This is a genomic window from Pseudomonas sp. PDM30 (assembly GCF_019218985.1).
In the GTDB taxonomy this organism is placed as follows: domain Bacteria; phylum Pseudomonadota; class Gammaproteobacteria; order Pseudomonadales; family Pseudomonadaceae; genus Aquipseudomonas; species Aquipseudomonas jessenii.
The window spans coordinates 189,630-209,707 of sequence record NZ_JAHUWM010000002.1; the positions used below are offsets into that span (position 1 = coordinate 189,630).

21 protein-coding genes are annotated in these 20,078 nt (G+C 59.4%); 6 read left to right on the forward strand and 15 right to left on the reverse strand.

Going from position 1 to position 20,078, the window contains the following annotated elements:
• Positions 1-23: 23 nt before the first annotated feature.
• Positions 24-1,208 carry a C17 cyclopropane fatty acid synthase CfaB gene (gene cfaB / locus KW840_RS04850; protein WP_057712681.1) on the forward strand — a complete coding sequence of 395 codons (1,185 nt, stop codon included), beginning with the start codon at positions 24-26 and terminating at the stop codon, positions 1,206-1,208.
• Here cfaB and cls read toward each other — a convergent pair.
• Positions 1,205-2,644, reverse strand: coding sequence for a cardiolipin synthase (cls, locus tag KW840_RS04855; protein WP_093999533.1), 1,440 nt, complete (start codon positions 2,642-2,644; stop codon positions 1,205-1,207). The two genes, cfaB and cls, sit on opposite strands and share 4 nt — an antisense overlap.
• A 132-nt stretch (positions 2,645-2,776) precedes the next feature.
• Between cls and KW840_RS04860 the strand changes: the two genes are divergently transcribed.
• Positions 2,777-3,298, forward strand: coding sequence for a DUF3617 domain-containing protein (locus tag KW840_RS04860; protein WP_057712683.1), 522 nt, complete (start codon positions 2,777-2,779; stop codon positions 3,296-3,298).
• Positions 3,299-3,387: 89 nt separating this feature from the next.
• On the opposite strand, the gene KW840_RS04865 is transcribed toward KW840_RS04860, so the two are convergent.
• The 7 genes from KW840_RS04865 to KW840_RS04895 all read right to left on the reverse strand — a co-directional run bounded on the left by KW840_RS04865 (position 3,388) and on the right by KW840_RS04895 (position 8,854).
• Complete coding sequence (locus KW840_RS04865; protein WP_057712684.1) at positions 3,388-4,275, reverse strand: His/Gly/Thr/Pro-type tRNA ligase C-terminal domain-containing protein; 888 nt, start codon at positions 4,273-4,275, stop codon at positions 3,388-3,390.
• Between the two features lie 194 nt (positions 4,276-4,469).
• On the reverse strand, positions 4,470-5,030 hold the full coding sequence (locus KW840_RS04870) for a carbonate dehydratase (RefSeq protein WP_057712685.1): 561 nt from the start codon (positions 5,028-5,030) through the stop codon (positions 4,470-4,472).
• A complete protein-coding gene (locus tag KW840_RS04875; RefSeq protein ID WP_218494590.1) occupies positions 5,027-5,902 on the reverse strand; it encodes a metal ABC transporter substrate-binding protein in 876 nt (291 codons plus the stop codon). Before KW840_RS04875 ends, KW840_RS04870 begins: the two co-directional genes overlap by 4 nt.
• An 11-nt stretch (positions 5,903-5,913) precedes the next feature.
• Complete coding sequence (locus tag KW840_RS04880; protein WP_218494591.1) at positions 5,914-6,780, reverse strand: metal ABC transporter permease; 867 nt, start codon at positions 6,778-6,780, stop codon at positions 5,914-5,916.
• Complete coding sequence (locus KW840_RS04885; protein ID WP_218494592.1) at positions 6,780-7,448, reverse strand: metal ABC transporter ATP-binding protein; 669 nt, start codon at positions 7,446-7,448, stop codon at positions 6,780-6,782. The genes KW840_RS04880 and KW840_RS04885 overlap by 1 nt, the downstream gene beginning before the upstream one ends.
• On the reverse strand, positions 7,445-8,341 hold the full coding sequence (gene folE2, locus KW840_RS04890) for a GTP cyclohydrolase FolE2 (RefSeq protein ID WP_218494593.1): 897 nt from the start codon (positions 8,339-8,341) through the stop codon (positions 7,445-7,447). The genes KW840_RS04885 and folE2 overlap by 4 nt, the downstream gene beginning before the upstream one ends.
• A gap of 135 nt (positions 8,342-8,476) precedes the next feature.
• Entirely contained in the window at positions 8,477-8,854 is a 378-nt protein-coding gene (locus tag KW840_RS04895) for a glutamine synthetase (RefSeq protein WP_218494594.1), read from the reverse strand.
• 143 nt (positions 8,855-8,997) lie between these two features.
• Between KW840_RS04895 and zigA the strand changes: the two genes are divergently transcribed.
• On the forward strand, positions 8,998-10,203 hold the full coding sequence (gene zigA, locus KW840_RS04900) for a zinc metallochaperone GTPase ZigA (protein WP_218494595.1): 1,206 nt from the start codon (positions 8,998-9,000) through the stop codon (positions 10,201-10,203).
• A 15-nt stretch (positions 10,204-10,218) separates the two neighbouring features.
• Here zigA and KW840_RS04905 read toward each other — a convergent pair whose 3' ends face one another.
• The gene (locus KW840_RS04905; RefSeq protein WP_218494596.1) at positions 10,219-10,575 is read right to left on the reverse strand and encodes an NADH:ubiquinone oxidoreductase; all 357 of its coding nucleotides are present in this window, start codon (positions 10,573-10,575) and stop codon (positions 10,219-10,221) included.
• Between the two features lie 27 nt (positions 10,576-10,602).
• Between KW840_RS04905 and KW840_RS04910 the strand changes: the two genes are divergently transcribed.
• Positions 10,603-11,574: a GTP-binding protein gene (locus KW840_RS04910; RefSeq protein ID WP_218494597.1), complete on the forward strand. Its 972-nt coding sequence runs from the start codon at positions 10,603-10,605 to the stop codon at positions 11,572-11,574.
• A gap of 4 nt (positions 11,575-11,578) precedes the next feature.
• Here KW840_RS04910 and KW840_RS04915 read toward each other — a convergent pair whose 3' ends face one another.
• Positions 11,579-11,992: a DUF3301 domain-containing protein gene (locus KW840_RS04915; protein WP_057712694.1), complete on the reverse strand. Its 414-nt coding sequence runs from the start codon at positions 11,990-11,992 to the stop codon at positions 11,579-11,581.
• Between the two features lie 119 nt (positions 11,993-12,111).
• Between KW840_RS04915 and pdxY the strand changes: the two genes are divergently transcribed.
• Positions 12,112-12,984, forward strand: coding sequence for a pyridoxal kinase PdxY (pdxY, locus tag KW840_RS04920; RefSeq protein ID WP_057712695.1), 873 nt, complete (start codon positions 12,112-12,114; stop codon positions 12,982-12,984).
• A gap of 126 nt (positions 12,985-13,110) precedes the next feature.
• On the opposite strand, the gene KW840_RS04925 is transcribed toward pdxY, so the two are convergent.
• A complete protein-coding gene (locus tag KW840_RS04925; protein ID WP_057712696.1) occupies positions 13,111-13,593 on the reverse strand; it encodes an acyl-CoA thioesterase in 483 nt (160 codons plus the stop codon).
• A gap of 289 nt (positions 13,594-13,882) precedes the next feature.
• On the opposite strand from KW840_RS04925, the gene KW840_RS04930 reads away from it, so the two are divergent.
• Positions 13,883-15,646 carry a cation:proton antiporter gene (locus KW840_RS04930; RefSeq protein WP_218494598.1) on the forward strand — a complete coding sequence of 588 codons (1,764 nt, stop codon included), beginning with the start codon at positions 13,883-13,885 and terminating at the stop codon, positions 15,644-15,646.
• 22 nt (positions 15,647-15,668) lie between these two features.
• On the opposite strand, the gene KW840_RS04935 is transcribed toward KW840_RS04930, so the two are convergent.
• From KW840_RS04935 to uvrD, 4 genes are all read right to left on the reverse strand, one after another.
• On the reverse strand, positions 15,669-16,076 hold the full coding sequence (locus tag KW840_RS04935) for an SMI1/KNR4 family protein (protein ID WP_003187120.1): 408 nt from the start codon (positions 16,074-16,076) through the stop codon (positions 15,669-15,671).
• 138 nt (positions 16,077-16,214) lie between these two features.
• The gene (locus KW840_RS04940) at positions 16,215-17,093 is read right to left on the reverse strand and encodes a Tim44 domain-containing protein (protein ID WP_057712698.1); all 879 of its coding nucleotides are present in this window, start codon (positions 17,091-17,093) and stop codon (positions 16,215-16,217) included.
• Between the two features lie 179 nt (positions 17,094-17,272).
• On the reverse strand, positions 17,273-17,713 hold the full coding sequence (locus KW840_RS04945) for an EamA family transporter (RefSeq protein ID WP_218494599.1): 441 nt from the start codon (positions 17,711-17,713) through the stop codon (positions 17,273-17,275).
• Between the two features lie 138 nt (positions 17,714-17,851).
• On the reverse strand, positions 17,852-20,035 hold the full coding sequence (gene uvrD / locus KW840_RS04950) for a DNA helicase II (RefSeq protein ID WP_218494600.1): 2,184 nt from the start codon (positions 20,033-20,035) through the stop codon (positions 17,852-17,854).
• Positions 20,036-20,078 lie beyond the last annotated feature (43 nt).

The window sequence follows — 20,078 nt, forward strand, 5'->3', positions numbered from 1 at the left end:
GTCTGAAACAAGGGGGCTTCTCCATGCTCGCGCATCTTCCACCGGCCTTACAGAATCTGCAATTGCCGCTTCGCCTGAGACTCTGGGATGGCCATGAATTCAATCTGGGGCCGACGCCCAGTGTCACGATTGTGGTCAAGGACCCACAAATGGTCACCCAGTTTACCCATCCAAGCCTGGACGCCCTTGGTGCTGCATTTGTCGAAGGCAAACTTGAGCTTGAAGGCTCCATCAGCGATGTGATCCGCGTCTGCGATGAATGGAGCCAGGCGTTGCTGGATGAAGGCGACGACAATCAGCCGGTTCGTAACGCCCACGACAAAGAGATGGACGCCAAGGCGATTTCCTACCACTACGACCTTTCCAACGCGTTCTATCAGCTGTGGCTCGACAGCGACATGGCATATTCCTGCGCCTATTTCGAGACCGGCAGCGAATCCCTGGAACAAGCCCAACAAGCCAAGTTCCGTCATTTGTGTCGCAAGCTGCGCCTGCAGCCCGGCGAGTATCTGCTGGATGTGGGTTGTGGTTGGGGCGGATTGGCGCGTTTTGCTGCGCGAGAATTTGGCGCGAAAGTGTTCGGTATCACCCTCAGCAAGGAGCAGTTGGCCCTGGCCCGGGAGCGCGTAAAAGCGGAGGGCCTGGAGGACCTGGTCGAACTGCAACTGCTCGACTATCGCGATCTGCCGCAGGATGGCCGTTTCGACAAGGTTGTCAGCGTCGGCATGTTCGAACACGTCGGTCACGCCAATCTTGCCGAGTACTGCAAGACCCTGTTCGGCGCGGTGAAAGACGGTGGCCTGGTGATGAACCACGGGATCACCGCCAAATACACCGATGGCCGTCCGGTGGGACGCGGTGCCGGTGAATTCATTGGAAAATATGTGTTCCCCAACGGCGAGCTGCCGCACCTGTCGATGATCTCTGCCGAGATCAGTGAGGCAGGGCTGGAAATCGTCGACGTCGAGAGCTTGCGTCTGCACTACGCACGTACGCTCGATCACTGGAGCGAACGCCTGGAAGACAACCTCGAAGCGGCCTCCAGACTCGTACCGGAACAAGCCCTGCGTATCTGGCGACTGTACCTGGCCGGTTGCGCTTACGCGTTTGCCCGGGGCTGGATCAACCTGCACCAGATTCTCGCGGTGAAGGCCCACGCCGATGGCAGTCATGAACTGCCATGGACCCGTGACGATATCTACCTCTAGAGAACCGGCGAAATAAGCCGGGCGACCCGCATGCCGACCTGCTGCAGGCGGTGAGTCTCCCGGCCTTCTCCTTTGGCGATTTCGTGGGCGTTGGCGAAATCATCGTTGAGCATCTGTTCCACCTCTGCGGCAAAGGCGCTGTCGACGGTCAGCAACATCACTTCGAAATTCAGCCGGAACGAACGGTTGTCCAGGTTGGCGCTGCCGATGGCGCTGATTTCGTAGTCGATCAACACCACTTTCTGGTGCAGGAAACCGGGCTCGTAACGGAACACCCGAACACCGGCGCGCACGGCTTCGAAGGCGTAGAGGCTGGAGGCGGCGTAGACGATTCGATGGTCGGGTCGAGACGGCAACAGCAGCCGCACATCCACACCCCGCAGGACCGCCAGACGCAACGCTGCGAATACGGCTTCATCGGGGATGAAGTACGGGCTGGTGATCCAGATTCGTTCCGTCGCTGCATGGATCGCTTCGACAAAGAACAGAGAACAGGTTTCGTAGGCGTCTGCCGGCCCGCTGGCGAGCAACTGGCACAGCACGCCGTCTTCCGGATAAACCTCGGGCAGGATCAGTGGCGGCAGGGCATGAGCCACCCAGAACCAGTCTTCAGCGAAAGACTCCTGCATGCACGCCACCACTGGCCCGCGCACTTGCACGTGGGTATCGCGCCAAGGGGCCAGGGGCGGTTTCTCGCCCATGTATTCATCACCGACGTTGTGCCCGCCAACGAAGCCGAGAATGCCGTCCACCACCACAATTTTGCGATGGTTACGGAAGTTCACCTGAAAGCGATTGAACCAGCCATTACGAGGGCCAAAAGCCTTGACCTCGACCCCGCCATCACGCAAGGCCTGCACGTAGCCGTTGGGTAGGGAATGGCTGCCGATTCGGTCATACAACAGATAGATCGCTACGCCTTCGGCGGCTTTCTTCAACAGCAAAGTCTGCAGGCGTTGACCGAGACGGTCGTCGTGGACGATGAAAAACTGGATCAGCACGGCCTCTTTCGCCTGGCCGATGGCATCGAAAATGGCCTCGAACGTCGACTGGCCGTTGATCAGCAACCGCATCTGGTTATTGGCCAGGCAGGGCATGTGTCCGAGCTTGGGCATCGCTCTGAGTGAGGCGTAGGCAGACGAAGCGCGGGCGGTGAGGGCTTCTTCTACCCAGGGTCGCCAGTTGAGTTCGGAAACAGCCTTGCGCATCTCGTCGTTGGCCTGCCGCCGGGCCTTGATGTAGCCATCAAAGGTGCTGCGGCCGAACATCAGGTAAGGGATCAGCGTCAGGTAAGGGATGAAAAACAGCGACAGGGCCCAGGCGATCGAGCCTTGGGCGGTACGGACGGTCAACACGGCGTGTATGGCCGCAATCATGCCCAACGAGTGCAACAGGGCGATGGTATAACCGAAAATATGTGGTCCGAAGTAATCCATGGGGGCTGCCTTGCTCCTGAAGATTCAGTGCTTAACAGACCATGTTCCGTGCAGAATGTCGCTAATTAATTCGACCATGAACCGAAGCCCGCGGCTGACGTCTAACGGCCACTACTGATCAGGAGTTACTCGATGAACGTTCGTCTGCTGGGTTTGGCCATGGCACTGGGTTTGGCACTTCCTGTGGCGGCTCACGCGCAAATGCTGCAACCAGGATTGTGGGAGCTGACCACGAGCAACATGAAGGTCGACGAGCAGAATATGCCGGACCTGCAATTGATCCTCGGCCAGATCCAGAACCAGATGACTCCCGAGCAGCGTGCGCAGCTGGAAAAGCAGGGCATCACCATGGGCGGCAAAGGGATCCGGGCGTGCCTGACCCCTGAACAGGTCAAGACCGACAACATTCCGCTGACCGATCCGCAGTCGGGCTGCAAACAGGAAATCACCGACCGCTCCGGCAATCAGTGGAAATTCCGTTTCAGCTGCCCGAAAGCCCAGGGAGCCGGCGTGGCGACGTTCCTCAGTGATCGCGAATTCACCACCAAGGTCAACGGGACGTTCAACGCCACCGGCATTCAGCAGAAGGGCAGCCTCGAATCCCGCGCCGTCTGGTTGGGGCAGGATTGTGGCACGGTGAAGCCAAGAGCTTAAAAAGCTTCGCGAACAGGCTCGCTCTCACCTTGGTTATGTGTCGAACACAAATCCCCTGTGGGAGCGAGCCTGCTCGCGAAAGCGTCCGTTCAGCCGCCCTGAATCCCCGGCCGACTTAACCACTCACACGCCGCCTCGACAGCCATCCGGCCAAAATCCTCCCCCGTGCGACTGCGCACACTGACGAACCCCCCAGCCTGTTCCATTTCGCCAACCACGACCAGGAACGGCACGGTCTGGCTGTGCTGGCGAATCTTGTAGCGGACCTTTTCGTTTCGCAGGTCGGCCTTTGCATGCACGCCTTTTTGGCGCAAGGACTCGGTCACCGCTTGTGCATAAGTCGCCTGGCGTTCATCCATGCTCACGACGACCACATGGGGTGGAACGCGCCAGTGTTGCAGCTCCTGATGGCTGGACCAGCAGGTGCCGTAGATCCGTTGTTGCAACGTGCCGCTGATGTGATCGAGGGCAAACGCCTGCAAGACTTTGGTGGTTGGGACGTGCGGTCCATGGCTCTGGTACTCGGCGTCCCCCAGACGGTACAGCGACACGGCTTCGCGCGCCGGCCGACGACGGATCGAGTGATTGGTTGCTGCCAATGACTGCATGCGCGCTTCGATTAGAGGCAGGTCTGCGGGGGTCAGCGGTTGCTCGACTGCAAACTCGTAATAGAAACCGTCACCCAGTTCCTTTCCCGCACGCAATTGCGCATGAGGGTGGAGTTGCTTGACCGCCATGGCCAGCATCAATGCACAGGAGCGACGCAGGATCTCCAGGCCGTCCGGCTCCCGGGGGGTGACAATGCTGACCCGGGCATCCGCCTCGATAAGGTATTCGCAGTCCACCAGTACACCATTGACCCTTCCCGCTACGGCCGCGATGGCCAGTTCGGGGCCGATGCTGGCGGCCACCTCGTGCACGGACAGCGGCTGGTCGTACTCACGCAATGAACCATCGGGCAGGGTGATCTGGATCATGGTCGGCGTACTCTGGTGCTTCTAACGAGCGTTATCGCATAAACCGTAGGGGTGCTTCATTAAGACGTTTGTCGTGCCAGGCAATTTGTCCTGACACGATGGCTGGTTCTGGCCGCCAGTGTGCTGATCGGCAAAATCTGTTCCGCGACCGGTTCCTGCAACGCGGGCATTGCGAATCAGCACGCTACTCATGCTCAGAACTCGTTTTGCAGGGCTTTGTAGCCGCGTACCAAGTCGACGTTGGTGCGCGCCACATCTTCGGAAAATTCCGAAGCACTGACGCTCACCGGCGGGTATTGCGAGAGGTCGGTGTTTGGGCCGATCCGCGTGGTGGAAGGTACGTAGAAAGCTTCAGGCAGGTCACGACCATCGACCACCGAGTTGTGCCGCACCACGCAACCGTCACCGACCACGCAGTTGAACAGCACGCTGTTGAAGCCGATGAACACTCGATTGCCCACGGTGCAGGGGCCATGCACGATCGATCGGTGGGCGATGGAACTGAATTCGCCGATGGTCACCGCCGCACCGGATTTGGAGTGGATCACCACGCCGTCCTGGATGTTCGAGTTGGCGCCGATGGTGATCGGCTGCATGTCGCCCGAGTCATCGACTTCGTCAGCACGTATCACCGCGTAGGGGCCGACGAACACGTTCTCCCCGATCACCACTTTGCCGCAGATGATTGCCGTCTTGTCGACGTAGGCCGATTCGGCAATCAGCGGTAAATCTCCAGAGGGGTTCTTGCGGATCATGGCTTGCTCAACGCGTTGTAAAGGGTGTTGAGGTTGTACTCGAACAACCCTGTGAAGGTGCTGGCCGGACCACTCGCCGCCAGGGCATCGGAGTACAGCGTGCCGCCGATCTGAGCGCCGCTTTCATCCGCGATCTGCTTGAGCAGGCGGGCGTCCTTGATGTTTTCCATGAACACCGCCTTGACCTTGGCCTGACGAATCTGGGTAATCAGTGCGGCCACTTCGGCGGCTGAAGGCTCGCGCTCGGTGGACAGGCCTTGAGGCGCCATGAACTCGATGCCGTAGGCTTGGCCGAGATAACCGAAGGCATCATGGGACGTCACGACCTTGCGGTTGCCCGGTGGCAGTGAGCCGAGTTTGGCCTTGGCTTCGGCGAGCAGGGCGTAGACCTGTTTCAGGTACAGCTTGCTGTTGCGCTCATAGTCGGCGGTGTTCGCTGGGTCAGCGGCGATCAGCGCTTTGGTGATGTTGGTGATGTACAGCTCGGTGTTCGCCAGGTTATGCCAGGCGTGCGGGTCGGGAACGGTTTTACCGTCTTCATCCAGGCTACGGGGTATGACACCGTGGCTTGCGCTGATGACCGCCGCCCGAGTCTCCGTACTCGTCACCAGGCGATCCAGCCAGGGCTCGAAACCCAGGCCGTTCTTGATGATGAGCCTGGCCTTGAGCAGCGCTTTGGCATCGTCCGGTGTCGGCTCGTAGGTGTGGGCATCCGCGTCCGGGCCGACCATGTTGGTGATCTGGATATGATCCTTGCCAACCTGCCGGGTCATGTCGGCAAGGATGCTGAAGCTGGTGACCACCTGAAGTTTTTCGGCGGCAGATAGTGACATCGACACCATCAAGCTGAACAGCACAAGTAAAGCGCGCATCGGTTAACACCTCATTGGGATGTGAGCAAAGGCGGGCGGCGCAGCAAGCCGTGCACCGGCCCAAACACCACGGACAACAGATATCCACCGCCGGCCACCAGCACGATTGCCGGGCCACTGGGCAGCGAGTAATAGAATGAGATCAATAAACCGAGCCATACCGAGACGCTGCCGAGCACGGTGGCGACGACGATCAGTATTGGCAGGCGGCGACTCCAGAAACGTGCCGCGGCGGCAGGCAACATCATCAGGCCGACTACCATCAACGCGCCGATCGCCTGGAAGCCGATGACCAGATTCAACACCACCAGCGTCAGGAATACGCCGTGGGCCAGTGGGCCGAGCCGGCTGACGGTTTGCAGAAAAAGCGGGTCGAGGGTGTCGAGCAGCAGTGGTTTGTAGATCAGTGCCATGGCCATCAGGCTCAGGCCCGAGACCCAAAGCATGCCGGTCAAGGTCGGGCCGTCGACTGCCAGCGCGGAACCAAACAGCAGGTGCAACAGGTCCAGGCGTTTGCCGGCGATGCCGAGAATCAGCACGCCACCGGCCAGGGAAATCGGGTAGATCGCCGCAAGGCTGGCGTCCTCTCGCAGGCCGGTGCGTCGCGTAATCCAGGCTGCGAGGCCTGCCATGCTCAGGCCCGCGCCGAGGCCACCGATGGTCAGCGCAGGGAGGCTCAACCCGGCAAACCAGAAACCTAACGCCGCACCGGGGAGGATGCCGTGGGCGACGGCATCACCGATCAGGCTCATGCGTCTGAGGATCAGAAATACCCCCAGGGGCGCCGTGCTGCATGCCAGGACCAATCCACCGAGAAGCGCTCGGCGCATGAATACGAATTCGTGGAACGGTTGCCAAAGATGCGCGGCAGTGATCATCAGGCCACCTGCGCTTGTGGCTGTTGGCGGATCAGTTCGAGGCTCGGGCCGAATACACAACCGCTGTGTTTGATCAGCAATGTGTGTGGGATGTGCTCGCGCACAGCGGCGAGGTCATGGCACACGACCATCAGTGTCCGGCCTTCGTGGTGCCACTCGTGCAGGTGCTTCCAGAGTAACGCTTGACCCAGTTCGTCGAGGGCCGCGTGGGGTTCATCGAGCAGCAGCAACGGTGCGTCGGTCAGGCTCAGTCGGGCGAGCAGGGCACGTTGCAATTCACCGCCGGAGAGGGCCATCAAGGGTCGATCTTCCAGACCGTTCAGGCACCAGTTTTCGAGGACAGTATTCAGTCGTTGGCTACGGATCTGCGGTGACTGTTTGTTGCCCCAGAAACCGGCGGCGACCAATGCCTGAAGGCTGATCGGAAATTGCCTGTCCAGGTGTTGTTGCTGGGGCAGGAACGACACGCCGCCCTTGAGTGGAACACTCAGTCGCACTTTTCCGGCCAACGGTTTTTGCAAGCCTGCGATGACCTTCAGCAGGCTGCTTTTCCCGGAGCCGTTCGCACCGATGATGGCGGTCAGGCTGCCCTTCGACAGTTCGAAGTCCAGCGCTGGTGTCAGTGGCTGCCCCGGTGCGCCCCAGCGCAAGGAGTGGCAACCGATCATGCGACCTCCCAGTTGAATCGGCTTTCGGCTACGACGTCGTGGGCGTGCAGGCTTTCGGCGTGGATCACACGAATGTGGAAGGCGTTAATGCCCGTGGAGCGCTTCAGGGCCAGATTCAAGCGGCGTGCGGCGTCCTCGCAGAACATCAGGTTCTGACCATTGGCGAGGGCGAAGGCCTGTTCGTCGGCGCGTTTTACCGCTGTTTGAACGGCTGTGCCGAGTGCGGCTTCGGCGTCATTGATGACGGCGATCAGAGGCAACTCGTCCAAAAAGTCAGCCAGCCGTACGCGCAACTTTGCGCTGCTGCGTTGGCTGTGAGGTGTGGCGACGATGCCATTCGTGGAGCCGAGCCACGCTAAAACGTCGGCGTGTTGCAGTGGCTTGTTGGCGAAATCATCGACGAACTGCTGCTGAATCAACTGTCGAGAAAGAGCAGCAGAACACGGGCAGGTTGAGGAATAAGGCACCTCGATTTTTAGTTCCACGTGGAACATTGCGTTTTTCAAACGTGCTTCGATGCTGACCGGATAGCTTTTCCAGCCAGCCAATGGACTGATTAGTGCGGGCCTTTTCAGCAACAAATCGGCGTGAAGGGTCAAGTGGGCGCTGCTGGAAAGCCCTTCATGGCTCTCAAGAAAACGCTGCAAAACCCGCCGCAATAAAGCCGCTGAAAGGCTTTCCTGTTCCAACAATTCAAGCGCCAGATAGAGCCGTGACATGTGAATGCCACGCGCGTTGCCATCGTCGAGGCTCACGCCGGCATCGGCCTTTGCATTCAGTCGTTGGCCCTCAAACAAAACGGGAAGAGCAATGCCGCACATGCCCACCCACTCCAGTGGCAGGGCTTTGCGTGAGGCCTGCGCGGCGATATCAGGCAGAGTCAGCGCATTCATGAGCAGGTCCATCGTGGGAGTTGATTTATAATGTTATATCATAACAACAAAATCGACGATGCCTTTTTCATGAGCAGGTTTTCATCATGCACAGACGTCATTTTCCTGGCAGCAAGAGCAGAAAAACAAGCCGGCCTAACAGCCAGCGATCCGGCTGCAGGTGAACCTGGCGCTGCTGCCGCCGGAGCTGGAAAACCGGTTGATCGTGGTCCAGCCGACGCGCCGGTTGTAGCCAACCCAGGTCTCGCCGTCGGAAGCGATACCGGTGAAAAACGTAAGCTGGCCGTAGCGGCTGTTGGTCTGTGCCCAATAGCGTTTTCCGGCCACTTCAAAACCCCGCAAATAGATCGTGCTTCCGGCGGTATTGACGCTGTAGGCGTTGCCATCCGCATCCACGCAGGCCAGCAGGTTGGCGCTGCGAGTGCACTTGGCCAGGCTCGGGACCTGTGCCATCGCGTCGGCAGCCACCAGCAGGGACAGCATGATCAATACGGGTTTAAGGGCGTTGCACATGGGCTTTCTCACGAAGGCAGCGGCGTTCAGCATCCTGTCGTTCAGCCCTGCTGAGCAAGAGGGGATGGTTTATTTGTGTTGTTACAGTATAACATTATGTAAGCCCGACACAGCGACCGGGCATCCCTGTGAGGAATATGCAGATGTCCAATCGACTCCCCGTGACCGTTCTCTCCGGCTTTCTTGGTGCCGGAAAAAGTACACTTCTTAATTACATACTACGTAATCGCGATGGCTTGCGGGTTGCAGTCATCGTCAACGATATGAGCGAAATCAACGTTGATGGCACCGAAGTCCAGCGCGATGTCAGCCTTAATCGGGCTGAAGAACGGTTGGTGGAAATGAGTAACGGGTGTATTTGCTGTACGTTACGTGAAGATTTGCTGGAGGAAGTGAGCCAACTCGCCAGGGAGGGTCGCTTCGACTATCTGCTGATCGAGTCCACCGGTATTTCCGAACCGCTGCCGGTGGCGGAAACCTTCACCTTCCGCGATGAAAACGGCCAGAGCCTCAACGACATCGCACGTCTGGACACCATGGTCACGGTGGTCGATGGCATGAACTTCCTGCTCGATTACCAGGCTGCCGAAAGCCTGGCTTCCCGAGGAGAAACCTTAGGGGAGGAAGACGAACGTTCGATTACCGATCTGTTGATTGAGCAGGTCGAGTTCGCCGATGTGATTTTGCTCAGCAAGATCGACTTGATCAGCAGCCACCAGCGTGAGGAGTTGATCGCCATACTTGAACGGCTCAATGCCAGGGCGGAAATCATTGCGATGTCGATGGGTGAAATCCCCTTGAACAAGATTCTCAACACCGGTCGTTTTGACTTCGAAAAGGCTGCCCAGGCACCGGGATGGTTGCAGGAGCTGCGCGGCGAACATGTGCCGGAAACCGAAGAATACGGCATTGCTTCCAGTGCTTACCGGGCTCGCCGACCGTTCCATCCACAGCGTTTCTTCAACTTCATCGACGGCCCTTGGGACAACGGCAAACTGCTGCGCTCCAAGGGCTTTTTCTGGCTGGCGAGCAAGCACATGGATGCCGGCAGCTGGTCTCAGGCCGGTGGTTTGATGCGCTATGGCTTCGCCGGACGCTGGTGGCGTTTCGTACCGAAAAACCAATGGCCGCAAGACGAAGAAAGTACCGCCGGGATCATGAAAAACTGGACCGCTGACAGCGGGGACTGTCGTCAGGAACTGGTTTTCATCGGCCAGAACATCGACTTCACGCAGCTTGCGGCCGAGCTGGACGCATGTCTGCTGACCGATGAGGAAATGGCGCTGGGCGTAGAGGGCTGGCATTTGCTGCCTGATCCATTCGGCCCTTGGTACGAAGAGGCTGCCTGATTCTCTGCTGGTGCTTCAGGGCCTGATCCAGGTGCCCTGGTTCTGGGCCTCGCAGTACGGCTGCAAATACGCCGCGTCGGTGGCAACGCCGTAATAGTGAATATCCTGTCGGTAGGGCATATTGGCGACTTGGGCGTTGCTGCAGATACCAAATGCGCCGCCGGGACATTGATCGACATACTGCACATCGACTTTCTGCCCAGTCAGGTTCGGTTGGCAGAAACCATCGGCGAAGAGTTTTGGCGGGATGTTGCGGTTCTGCTGGCAAACCTGGACATCAAGTCGCTCGCCCTGGCTATGAACCACACAAGCCTGGGCCAGCGCTTCGCCTGAAACGAGTGCCAGGAGCAACGCCAAGCCAATCAACCGCATCCATCACCTCCTCAGAAATCATCAACCATGCTGCAGAATATCCCCACTCATGTCATTGCCGGCCCCTTGGGTGCCGGCAAGACCAGCCTGATCAAGCACCTGCTGGCCCAGCGCCCGGCTGGCGAGCGGTGGGCGGTGTTGATCAACGAGTTTGGCCAGATCGGTCTCGACGCTGCGCTACTGACCCAGGACGCCGATGGTATCGCACTGGGGGAAGTGGCCGGGGGCTGCTTGTGTTGCGTCAACGGTGCGCCGTTTCAGATTGGTCTTGGGCGCTTGTTGCGCAAGGCACAACCGGATCGGCTGTTCATCGAACCCTCGGGGCTGGGGCATCCGGCGCAGCTGCTCAGGCAATTGAGCGAAGCGCCGTGGCAAGACGTGTTGGCTGTCCAGCCTTGTGTGCTGGTGTTGGATGCCCAGGCGCTCGCCGCTGGCAAACCGCTGCCGGATGTTCAACAGCAAGCGCTGGGCCATGCGGGATTATTACTGTTGAACAAGTCTGAAGGACTCGAAGAAGAAAGCCGCCAGCGAATCACCGGGCAATTGCCGCCGCTCCCCCTGTGCTGGACGCAACAGGCGGCTTTACCCTTGAGCGAGTTGCCGGGGCTGCATGCCAAAGCGCTGGCAGGTGTGGATAACTTCGTCTTGCCCAAGGGGTTGGCGCAACTGCCGGCGGTCTGGAGTGATCCCGCGTTGCCCATTTGCTTGAGTCAGGAACAGGACGGAGGCTGGAGCATCGGATGGCGTTGGCACCCAAGCCAGGTGTTTGATGCCGCTCTGGTTGGCCGGTGGCTTGAATGCCTTGGCTGGAAGCGGGCGAAGCTGGTTATCCACAGCGCCCACGAGTGGGTCTCGGCGAACGCTGTGGATAACTCGGTGCTGGACTGGCAGCCCAGTGAATGGCGGCAGGATTCGCGTATCGAGCTGATTTTCAGTGAAACGCAGAATGCAGAACGACTGCAGCGTGAGCTGGCAGCGTGTCGATCCGGATCGGGTTAATGGCTCAAGGTCGCCACTTGGTGTGTTCCTGACGCCATTGGCTCAGCTCGATCACTTCAGCGCGAGGTTTCGCCACTTCGACCACCGGTTCGGTTTCGTCGAACGGGACCGGGTAGGGCGCGAGCTCAATCTGTGCGCTGTGAGCGCCGAACTGGGTGATGGTACCGTTGTGGCGGGTTTCGCCCGTCACGGTGAACTCGAAGTTATACACACGGGCCAGGCGTCGCCGACCACTGGCATCCCTGATGAACGCGATTCTTTTCAAGGCCACGTTGCCGTCGAGCAATTCGATCCCGAGTTTGCCGCAATGCTGCTTGACCCGCTCCAGCGCGCGCTCGCGCAAGCCGTGGTTGTGCCATAGCCATGCGCCGGCAGTGGCGAACAGCATCAGCACGAATATATTTCCAAGGGTCAGCATCAACAGGGTGCTCCAACAAGATAGTGTCAGCTTAACTGTGTCGCTGGTCTGTCGTACAGGCTGCGTTTAGTCGCATACTGCGCGGCTAGAATTTCAATCGTTTTACGGAAATCCACCGCATGAAACGTACACCGCATTTGCTCGCTATCCAGTCCCACGTGGTATTCGGTCACGCCGGCAACAGTGCCGCGGTTTTCCCGATGCAACGGGTCGGGGTGAATGTCTGGCCGCTCAACACCGTGCAGTTCTCCAATCACACCCAGTACGGTCAGTGGGCCGGTGAAGTGTTGGCGCCGCACCAGATACCTGACCTGGTCGAAGGCATCGCGGCGATTGGCGAGCTGGGCAACTGCGATGCGGTGCTCTCCGGTTACCTCGGCAGTGCGGCCCAGGGCCGGGCGATCCTGACGGGGGTGGAGCGGATCAAGTCGATGAACCCCAAGGCGCTGTACCTGTGTGACCCGGTCATGGGGCATCCGGAGAAGGGCTGCAGTGTTCCGGCGGAGGTCAGTGATTTTCTGCTGGAGGAGGCCGCCGCCGTGGCGGACTTCATGTGCCCGAACCAGCTGGAGCTGGACAGCTTCTCCGGACGCAAGCCGCAGTCGCTGTTCGATTGCCTGGCAATGGCGCGTGCATTGTTGGTGCGCGGTCCGAAAGCGGTGCTGGTCAAGCATCTGGACTACCCAGGCAAGTCTGCTGAGGTCTTCGAGATGCTGCTGGTGACGGCCGAAGGCAGCTGGCATTTGCAGCGCCCGTTGCTGGCGTTCCCGCGTCAGCCGGTGGGCGTGGGCGATTTGACGTCCGGCCTGTTCCTGGCGCGTGTGCTGCTGGGCGACAGCCTGGTGGCCGCGTTCGAGTTCACGGCATCGGCGGTGCATGAAGTGCTGCTGGAAACCCAGGCTTGTGCCAGCTACGAGTTGGAACTGGTTCGGGCTCAGGACCGGATTGCCCATCCGCGGGTGCGGTTCGAGGCGACCTCGATCAGCCTTTGATTCTGCGTTGCCCCCATTCGCGAGCAGGCTCCCACATTTGATCTTCGGTATTGCATAGATCCAGTGTGGGAGCGGGCTTGCTCGCGAATGGCTATCTAACGAACACCATCAGCCTGACAGACCAGCTCAGGCGTCGCCCTTGATTTCCTGATAGCGCTTTTCCAGCTCCTGACGAATCTGCCGGCGCTGCTGGGCCTGCATATAGCGGCGCTTGTCTTCGCTGTTCTGCGGTTGCAGCGGTGGTACCGATGCAGGTTTACGCTGCTCATCCACCGCGACCATGGTGAAGAAGCAACTGTTGGTATGGCGCACCGAGCGTTCGCGGATGTTCTCGGTCACCACTTTGATGCCCACCTCCATGGAGGTGTTGCCGGTGTAGTTGACCGAGGCCAGGAAGGTCACCAGTTCGCCGACATGGATCGGCTCACGGAAAATGACCTGATCCACCGACAAGGTCACCACATAGCGGCCGGCATAACGGCTGGCGCAGGCGTAGGCCACTTCGTCGAGGTATTTGAGCAGGGTGCCGCCGTGAACATTGCCAGAGAAATTGGCCATGTCGGGGGTCATCAATACCGTCATCGACAGCTGGGCGTTTCCGGGTTCCATAGCATTCTCACGGGTCAAGGCCAGGTTTGAGGGATGCACCTCTGCGGGTGCCTCGGCGGTTTTTTTTCAAACCAACAGTTATCGGGACGCCGGGTGCCGGGTCGCCGTCACGCCGGATCGATCTGTTTCCATATATTGCACCGCCTTTCTGCCAGAAGTCGCGGTGTTACCCTGCAAAAAAGCCCCGCCTCAAGGGCATTTCCTACGTGCAATTCCGATTTTTGTTCTGCTCGATCAGGCTTTTCCTACGTCCGGGGATCGAGCAATACCACCCAGGGAGTCTCACGCCATGCATGCCATCAGTTTCATTCAGGATCTGGCAGTGATCATGTTGATCGCAGGCGTGGTCACCGTGGTCTTCCATCGCCTGAAACAACCGGTGGTACTGGGATACATCGTCGCCGGTTTCATCATTGGCCCGCACACCCCGCCATTCGGCCTGATCCACGACGAAGAAACCATCAAGACCCTGGCCGAGCTCGGTGTGATATTCCTGATGTTCTGCCTGGGCCTGGAGTTCAGCCTGCGCAAGTTGTTCAAGGTCGGTGCCACGGCATTCATCGCGGCATTCCTGGAAATCGTGTTGATGATCTGGATCGGCTATGAGATTGGTCGCTGGTTCGACTGGAACACCATGGATTCACTATTCCTCGGCGCGATCCTGGCGATTTCCTCGACCACCATCATCGTCAAGGCGCTCAATGATCTGAAGCTGAAGAACGAGCGGTTTGCCCAGTTGATATTCGGAGTGCTGATCGTCGAAGACATTCTGGGCATCGGCATCATCGCGTTGCTGTCCAGCATCGCGGTCAGCGGTACGGTCAGCTCCGGCGAAGTGTTTTCCACGGTCGGCAAGCTGTCGCTGTTCATGATCGTCGCCTTGGTCATTGGCATCCTGATGGTGCCGCGGTTGCTGGCCTACGTCGCCAGATTCGAAAGCAACGAAATGCTGCTGATCACGGTGCTGGGCCTGTGTTTTGGTTTCTGCCTGCTGGTGGTCAAGCTTGAATACAGCATGGTCCTCGGTGCATTCCTGATCGGCGCGATCATGGCGGAATCCCGGCAACTGCTGAAAATCGAGCGTTTGATTGAACCGGTTCGCGATCTTTTCAGTGCGATTTTCTTTGTGGCCATCGGGCTGATGCTCGATCCGGCGATCCTGCTTCAGTACGCCTGGCCAATCGCGGTAATCACCGTAGCCGTGGTGCTCGGCAAGATGTTGTCCTGCGGCCTTGGTGCATTTATCGCCGGCAATGACGGACGTACCTCGCTGCGAGTCGGGATGGGTCTTTCACAGATTGGCGAATTCTCTTTCATCATCGCGGCACTGGGCATGACGTTGCAGGTCACCAGTAACTTTTTATACCCCGTGGCTGTGGCGGTTTCGGTGATCACGACCCTGCTGACGCCTTATCTGATCCGTGCGGCCGATCCATTGTCGATCAAGCTCGCCAGCGCGATGCCAGAACGCTTGGGGCGGGTGCTGGGGATGTATGGCGAATGGCTGCGCAGCATCCAGCCGCAGGGTGAGGGTGCGTTACTGGCATCCATGATTCGCAGGATCTTGCTGCAGGTGGGCGTCAATCTGGCGCTGGTGATCGCGATCTTCTTTTCGGGCGCTTACTTCGCCGAACGCATGTCGGCTTACCTGCAAGGCTGGATCAGCGATCTGAGCTGGCAAAAGGCGTTGATCTGGGGCGGGGCGCTGTTGTTATCGCTGCCTTTTTTGATTGCGGCGTACCGCAAGCTAAAGGCGCTGTCGATGTTGCTCGCGGAAATGGGCGTGAAGCCGGAGATGGCCGGGCGCCACACGCAGCGAGTGCGCCGGGTGATCGCCGAAGTGATCCCGATCCTGTCGCTGCTGGTGATCTTTTTTCTGCTGGCAGCCTTGTCGGCCAGTATTCTGCCGACCAACAAGTTGCTGGTACTGATCGCCGTGGTCGCGGCCGCCGTGGCGGCGCTGTTGTGGCGCTGGTTCATTCGTGTGCATACGCGGATGCAGGTGGCGTTGCTGGAAACCCTCGACAATCACAAGGAGTCGTCCGGGCATTGACCACCCCGCGGCGTTGACTGGATCAGCTTTCCAGCCAGACGTCCCGTGCCCAGTGCCAGACAGACTCCCAGGTCTCTTCGGCGATCAGTTCTTCTTCGGCCTGCCAAAGCACCACGGTGCCGTCTTCTTCGACACAATAGTAGTCATCACCGTCCTGGCAGATCGGGATCAGGCTGCGATCGACGCCGGCGTCCCAGGCGTTGGCGGCAACGTCGGGCAGGTAGGTGTGGGATTGCGGGTCGGTCACGGTGACCGGTTCCAGGCTGCCGTAGACCACATCGCTGACGGTCAGCAGAAACTCTCTGAAGACGAACGGAATGTCGATGAACAGTTGTTCTTCGATTTCGACCAGCAGGTCTTCGTCGGGCAACTCCAAGGGGACCGGTACCGGTTCGTTGGCTTCACGCAGTTGTTCGATGATTTCTTCCACGTCCGGGATCCTCTTGCTTGTATGGCGCGGTTTATATGGGGCGGTTTATACAGTAGCTTGCTATAGATGCAACCGCGAAATAGAAAACCCCGGCCTGGGCCGGGGTTTTGTTTACAACAAGTGAAACGCGGAGGGTAATCAGCCGTTCTGGCGGATACCTGCCACCAGCCAAGGCTGGTTTTCGCCCTGTGCACGTTCCATGTTCCAGCTTTCGCTGAAGACTTCGCCCTGGTCGAAACGCGAGGTTTTCGACAGGCCAGTGAAGGTCAGGGTGGCGATGGTCTTGTCGGCGCGATCGTCCACACCGTCCAGTTGTACATTGAGGTTATCGATGTAGGTGGACTGGAAGCCGTCGCCCAGGTCAGCACGCTCACGCTTGAGGAACTCCAGCATTTGCGGAGTCACGAACTCGGCGATCTTGTCCATTTCGTTGGCGTCCCAGTGCTGTTGCAGGGACTGGAAGTGATTGCGTGCCGCTTCGACGAAGTTTCCTTCGTTGAACCAGGCTGGCGCGTTGATCACCGGGCGAGCGGCAACAGGCGCTGCCGAACCACCGAAGATCGAACCGCCGGCAGGCTTTTGTTCGAACGCCTCACGTTGCATCGGCGCGTGGCCGGCCGGAGCGTACTGCTCCTGCTGCTTGCGACGACGGGCGGCGATAAAGCGGAAGACCAGGAACGCAATGACGGCCATGATCAGGATGTCGAAGATCTGCATGCCCTGGAAGCCGTCACCCATGAACATGGATGCGAGCAGGCCACCGGCAGCGATACCGGCCAGTGGGCCGAGCCAGCGCGAAGCGCCACCGGCCTTGGCAGCAGCGCCAGCGGCACCGGCAGCACCAGCGGTCGCCGCAGCGCCGCCCATGCCTGGAGAAGAAGGAGCCATCTGGCTGGTCTGGTGAGTCGGCGCAGCGCCTGCGCTTTTGCCACCACCGAAGCGCTTGGCGGCATTGACGTCGAGACTCATCGTCAGGCCGATGCACAACGCCATGGCGATGCTAAGAAAACGTTTCATAAAGGGAATTCCCATTTGTGGAAGGCACGCGCGCCATGTTGCACAGGTGAAGTGTTGCTGGCTAGCGGCAGAGTGTTTCGGGCTTTTGCCTGACAGGTCGTGTTCAGCTCCAGTCCGTGCAATAAGGCCTTTTGACTTTGATCTGTCAGATGAGTGGACAGGGCTTGTAGGACGCTTGCCTAGCGTCGCAGGGCAAGCATGACCACCCCGGCCGTGATCAGGCCTATTCCGCCCCATTGGCGCAAGTCGAGTTTTTCACCCAGCAGGACAACGCCAAGGACAGCCACCAGCACCACGCTGAGTTTGTCCACTGGAGCAACCAGTGACGCCGGACCGACCTTGAGTGCGCGGAAATAGCAGATCCACGATGCACCGGTGGCAAGGCCCGACAACAGCAGGAACAGGTAGCTCTTCGCAGAGATCGATCCCAAGGACTGATATTGGCCCGTGGCGTACAAAATCAAGGCCAGGCTGACCAATACCACCATCGTACGCAGCAGGGTGGCGAAGTCGGAGTTGACGTTTTCGATGCCGACTTTCGCGAAAATGGCGGTCATTGCCGCGAATGCCGCGGATAACAGGGCCCAGAATGTCCAGGAGGAAAAAAAGCCTGAGCCCATGTGTTTGCGTCTCCCGGATCAGTCAAGGCCAGCGCAGAACCCTGTGGGAGTGAGCTTGCTCGCGATGACGGACTGACAACCAGAAATAATGTCGACTGATCTACCGCTATCGCGAGCAAGCTCGCTCCCACAGAAAGGCTAGATTGCTTCCAGTTTGGCATACCCCAGCATCAGCCACTTGCTGCCTTCGCTGAAGTTCACCTGCACCCGGGCCTGAGCCCCGGCGCCTTCGAAGTTGAGGATCACGCCGTCACCGAAGATCGAGTGGCGCACAGTCTGGCCCAGGCTGAAGCCGGTCTGCGGAATTTCGCTGCCGCTGAACAGGTTGCTGCCACTCATCGACTGGTTGCCACCGAACGGACGGCTGACGCTGTTGGACAGCCGCACCTCCTGAATCAGGCCTTTCGGAACTTCGCGTACGAAGCGCGACACCTTGTTGTAGGTCTCGCTGCCATAAAGGCGCCGGGTTTCGGCGAAGGTCATCACCAGATTCTGCATGGCCCGGGTGATGCCTACGTAGGCCAGACGACGCTCTTCCTCCAGGCGGCCGGGTTCTTCCAGGCTCATCTTGTGCGGGAACAGGCCTTCTTCCATGCCCACCAGGAACACGTAAGGGAACTCCAGGCCTTTGGCGCTGTGCAGGGTCATCAGTTGAATGCTGTCTTCGTGCTCGTCGGCCTGCGTGTCGCCGGCCTCCAGCGATGCGTGACCAAGGAACGCCGCCAATGGCGTCAGGTCTTCGTCTTCTTCGCTGTTTTCGAAGTTGCGCGCGGCGCTGACCAGTTCCTCAAGGTTTTCTACCCGGGCCTGGCCTTTCTCGCCTTTTTCCGCTTCGTGATAGGCGATCAGCCCCGACTGCTCGATGACGGTCTGGGTCATCAGGTGCAGTGGCATTTCCATGCACTTGGCGGCGAGGTTCTCGATCAGCTCGATAAACGCGCCCAGAGCGCCGGCCGCACGACCGGTCAGGCCCTTGTTGGCGACCAGTTGGCGCATCGCTTCCCACATCGACACATCGCTGTGGCGCGCATGGTCGCGGATCGCTTCGACGGTTTTCTCACCGATGCCACGGGCCGGCACGTTGATGACCCTTTCCAGCGCAGCATCGTTACCGCGGCCTTCGAGCAAGCGCATGTAGGCCATGGCGTTCTTGATTTCGGCGCGTTCGAAGAAGCGCTGACCGCCATAGATGCGGTAGGGAATGCGCTCGCGCAGCAAGGCCTCTTCCAGAACCCGCGATTGGGCGTTGGAGCGATACAGAATCGCGATATCGCTGCGAGACAAGCCGGTTTTCAGCGCGCTTTCGATGGTTTCGACAACGTAGCGTGCTTCATCGTGCTCGTTGAAGGCGGCGTACAGGTTGATCGCTTCGCCGTCGCCGCCGTCAGTCCACAGCTCTTTGCCCAAGCGCCCGGTGTTGTTGGCGATCAAGGCGTTGGCAGCCTTCAGGATGCCGGCGGTGGAGCGATAGTTCTGCTCCAGGCGAATGGTTTCGGCGTCCGGGAAGTCTTCGGAATACTGGTAGATGTTCTCGATTTTGGCGCCGCGCCAGCCGTAGATCGACTGGTCGTCGTCGCCCACCACCATCAGGCTGTCGCCACCCTTGGCCAACATGCGCAACCAGGCGTATTGCACGGCGTTGGTGTCCTGGAACTCGTCCACCAGAATGTGCCGGAAGCGCTTTTGATAGTGAGCGAGCAGGCCTGGGTGATCGCGCCACAGATCGAGTGCGCGCAGCAGCAATTCGGAGAAGTCGATGACACCGGCACGCAGGCAGGCGGCCTCGTAGGCCTCATAGATACCGCGCATGGTTGCCAGGAACAGGTCGCCGCTGGCTTGAATGTGTTGCGGGCGCAGGCCTTCGTCTTTCTGGCCGTTGATGAACCATTGGGCCTGACGGGCCGGCCAACGCTGTTCGTCCAGGCCGAGCTCGCGGATCACCCGCTTGACCAACCGCTGCTGGTCATCGCTGTCGAGAATCTGGAAGGTCTGGCTTAAGCCCGCTTCCTGCCAGTGTGCCCGCAAAAGGCGGTGCGCCAGGCCGTGGAAGGTGCCAACCCACATGCCGGCCGGGTTGATACCCATCAACTGCTCGATGCGCTGGCGCATCTCGGCAGCGGCCTTGTTGGTGAAGGTCACCGACAGGATGGAGTGGGGCGAGGCGTTTTCGACCTGGATCAACCAGGCGATACGGTGCACCAGCACTCGGGTTTTACCGGAACCAGCACCGGCCAGGACCAACTGACGACCCACGGGGGCCGCTACGGCCTGGCGTTGGGCATCGTTGAGGGAGTTCAGCAGAAGGGAGAGATCATCGCGCATCGGGGCATTCTAGGGGGCCGCGACACACCGGGCAAACCCCGCT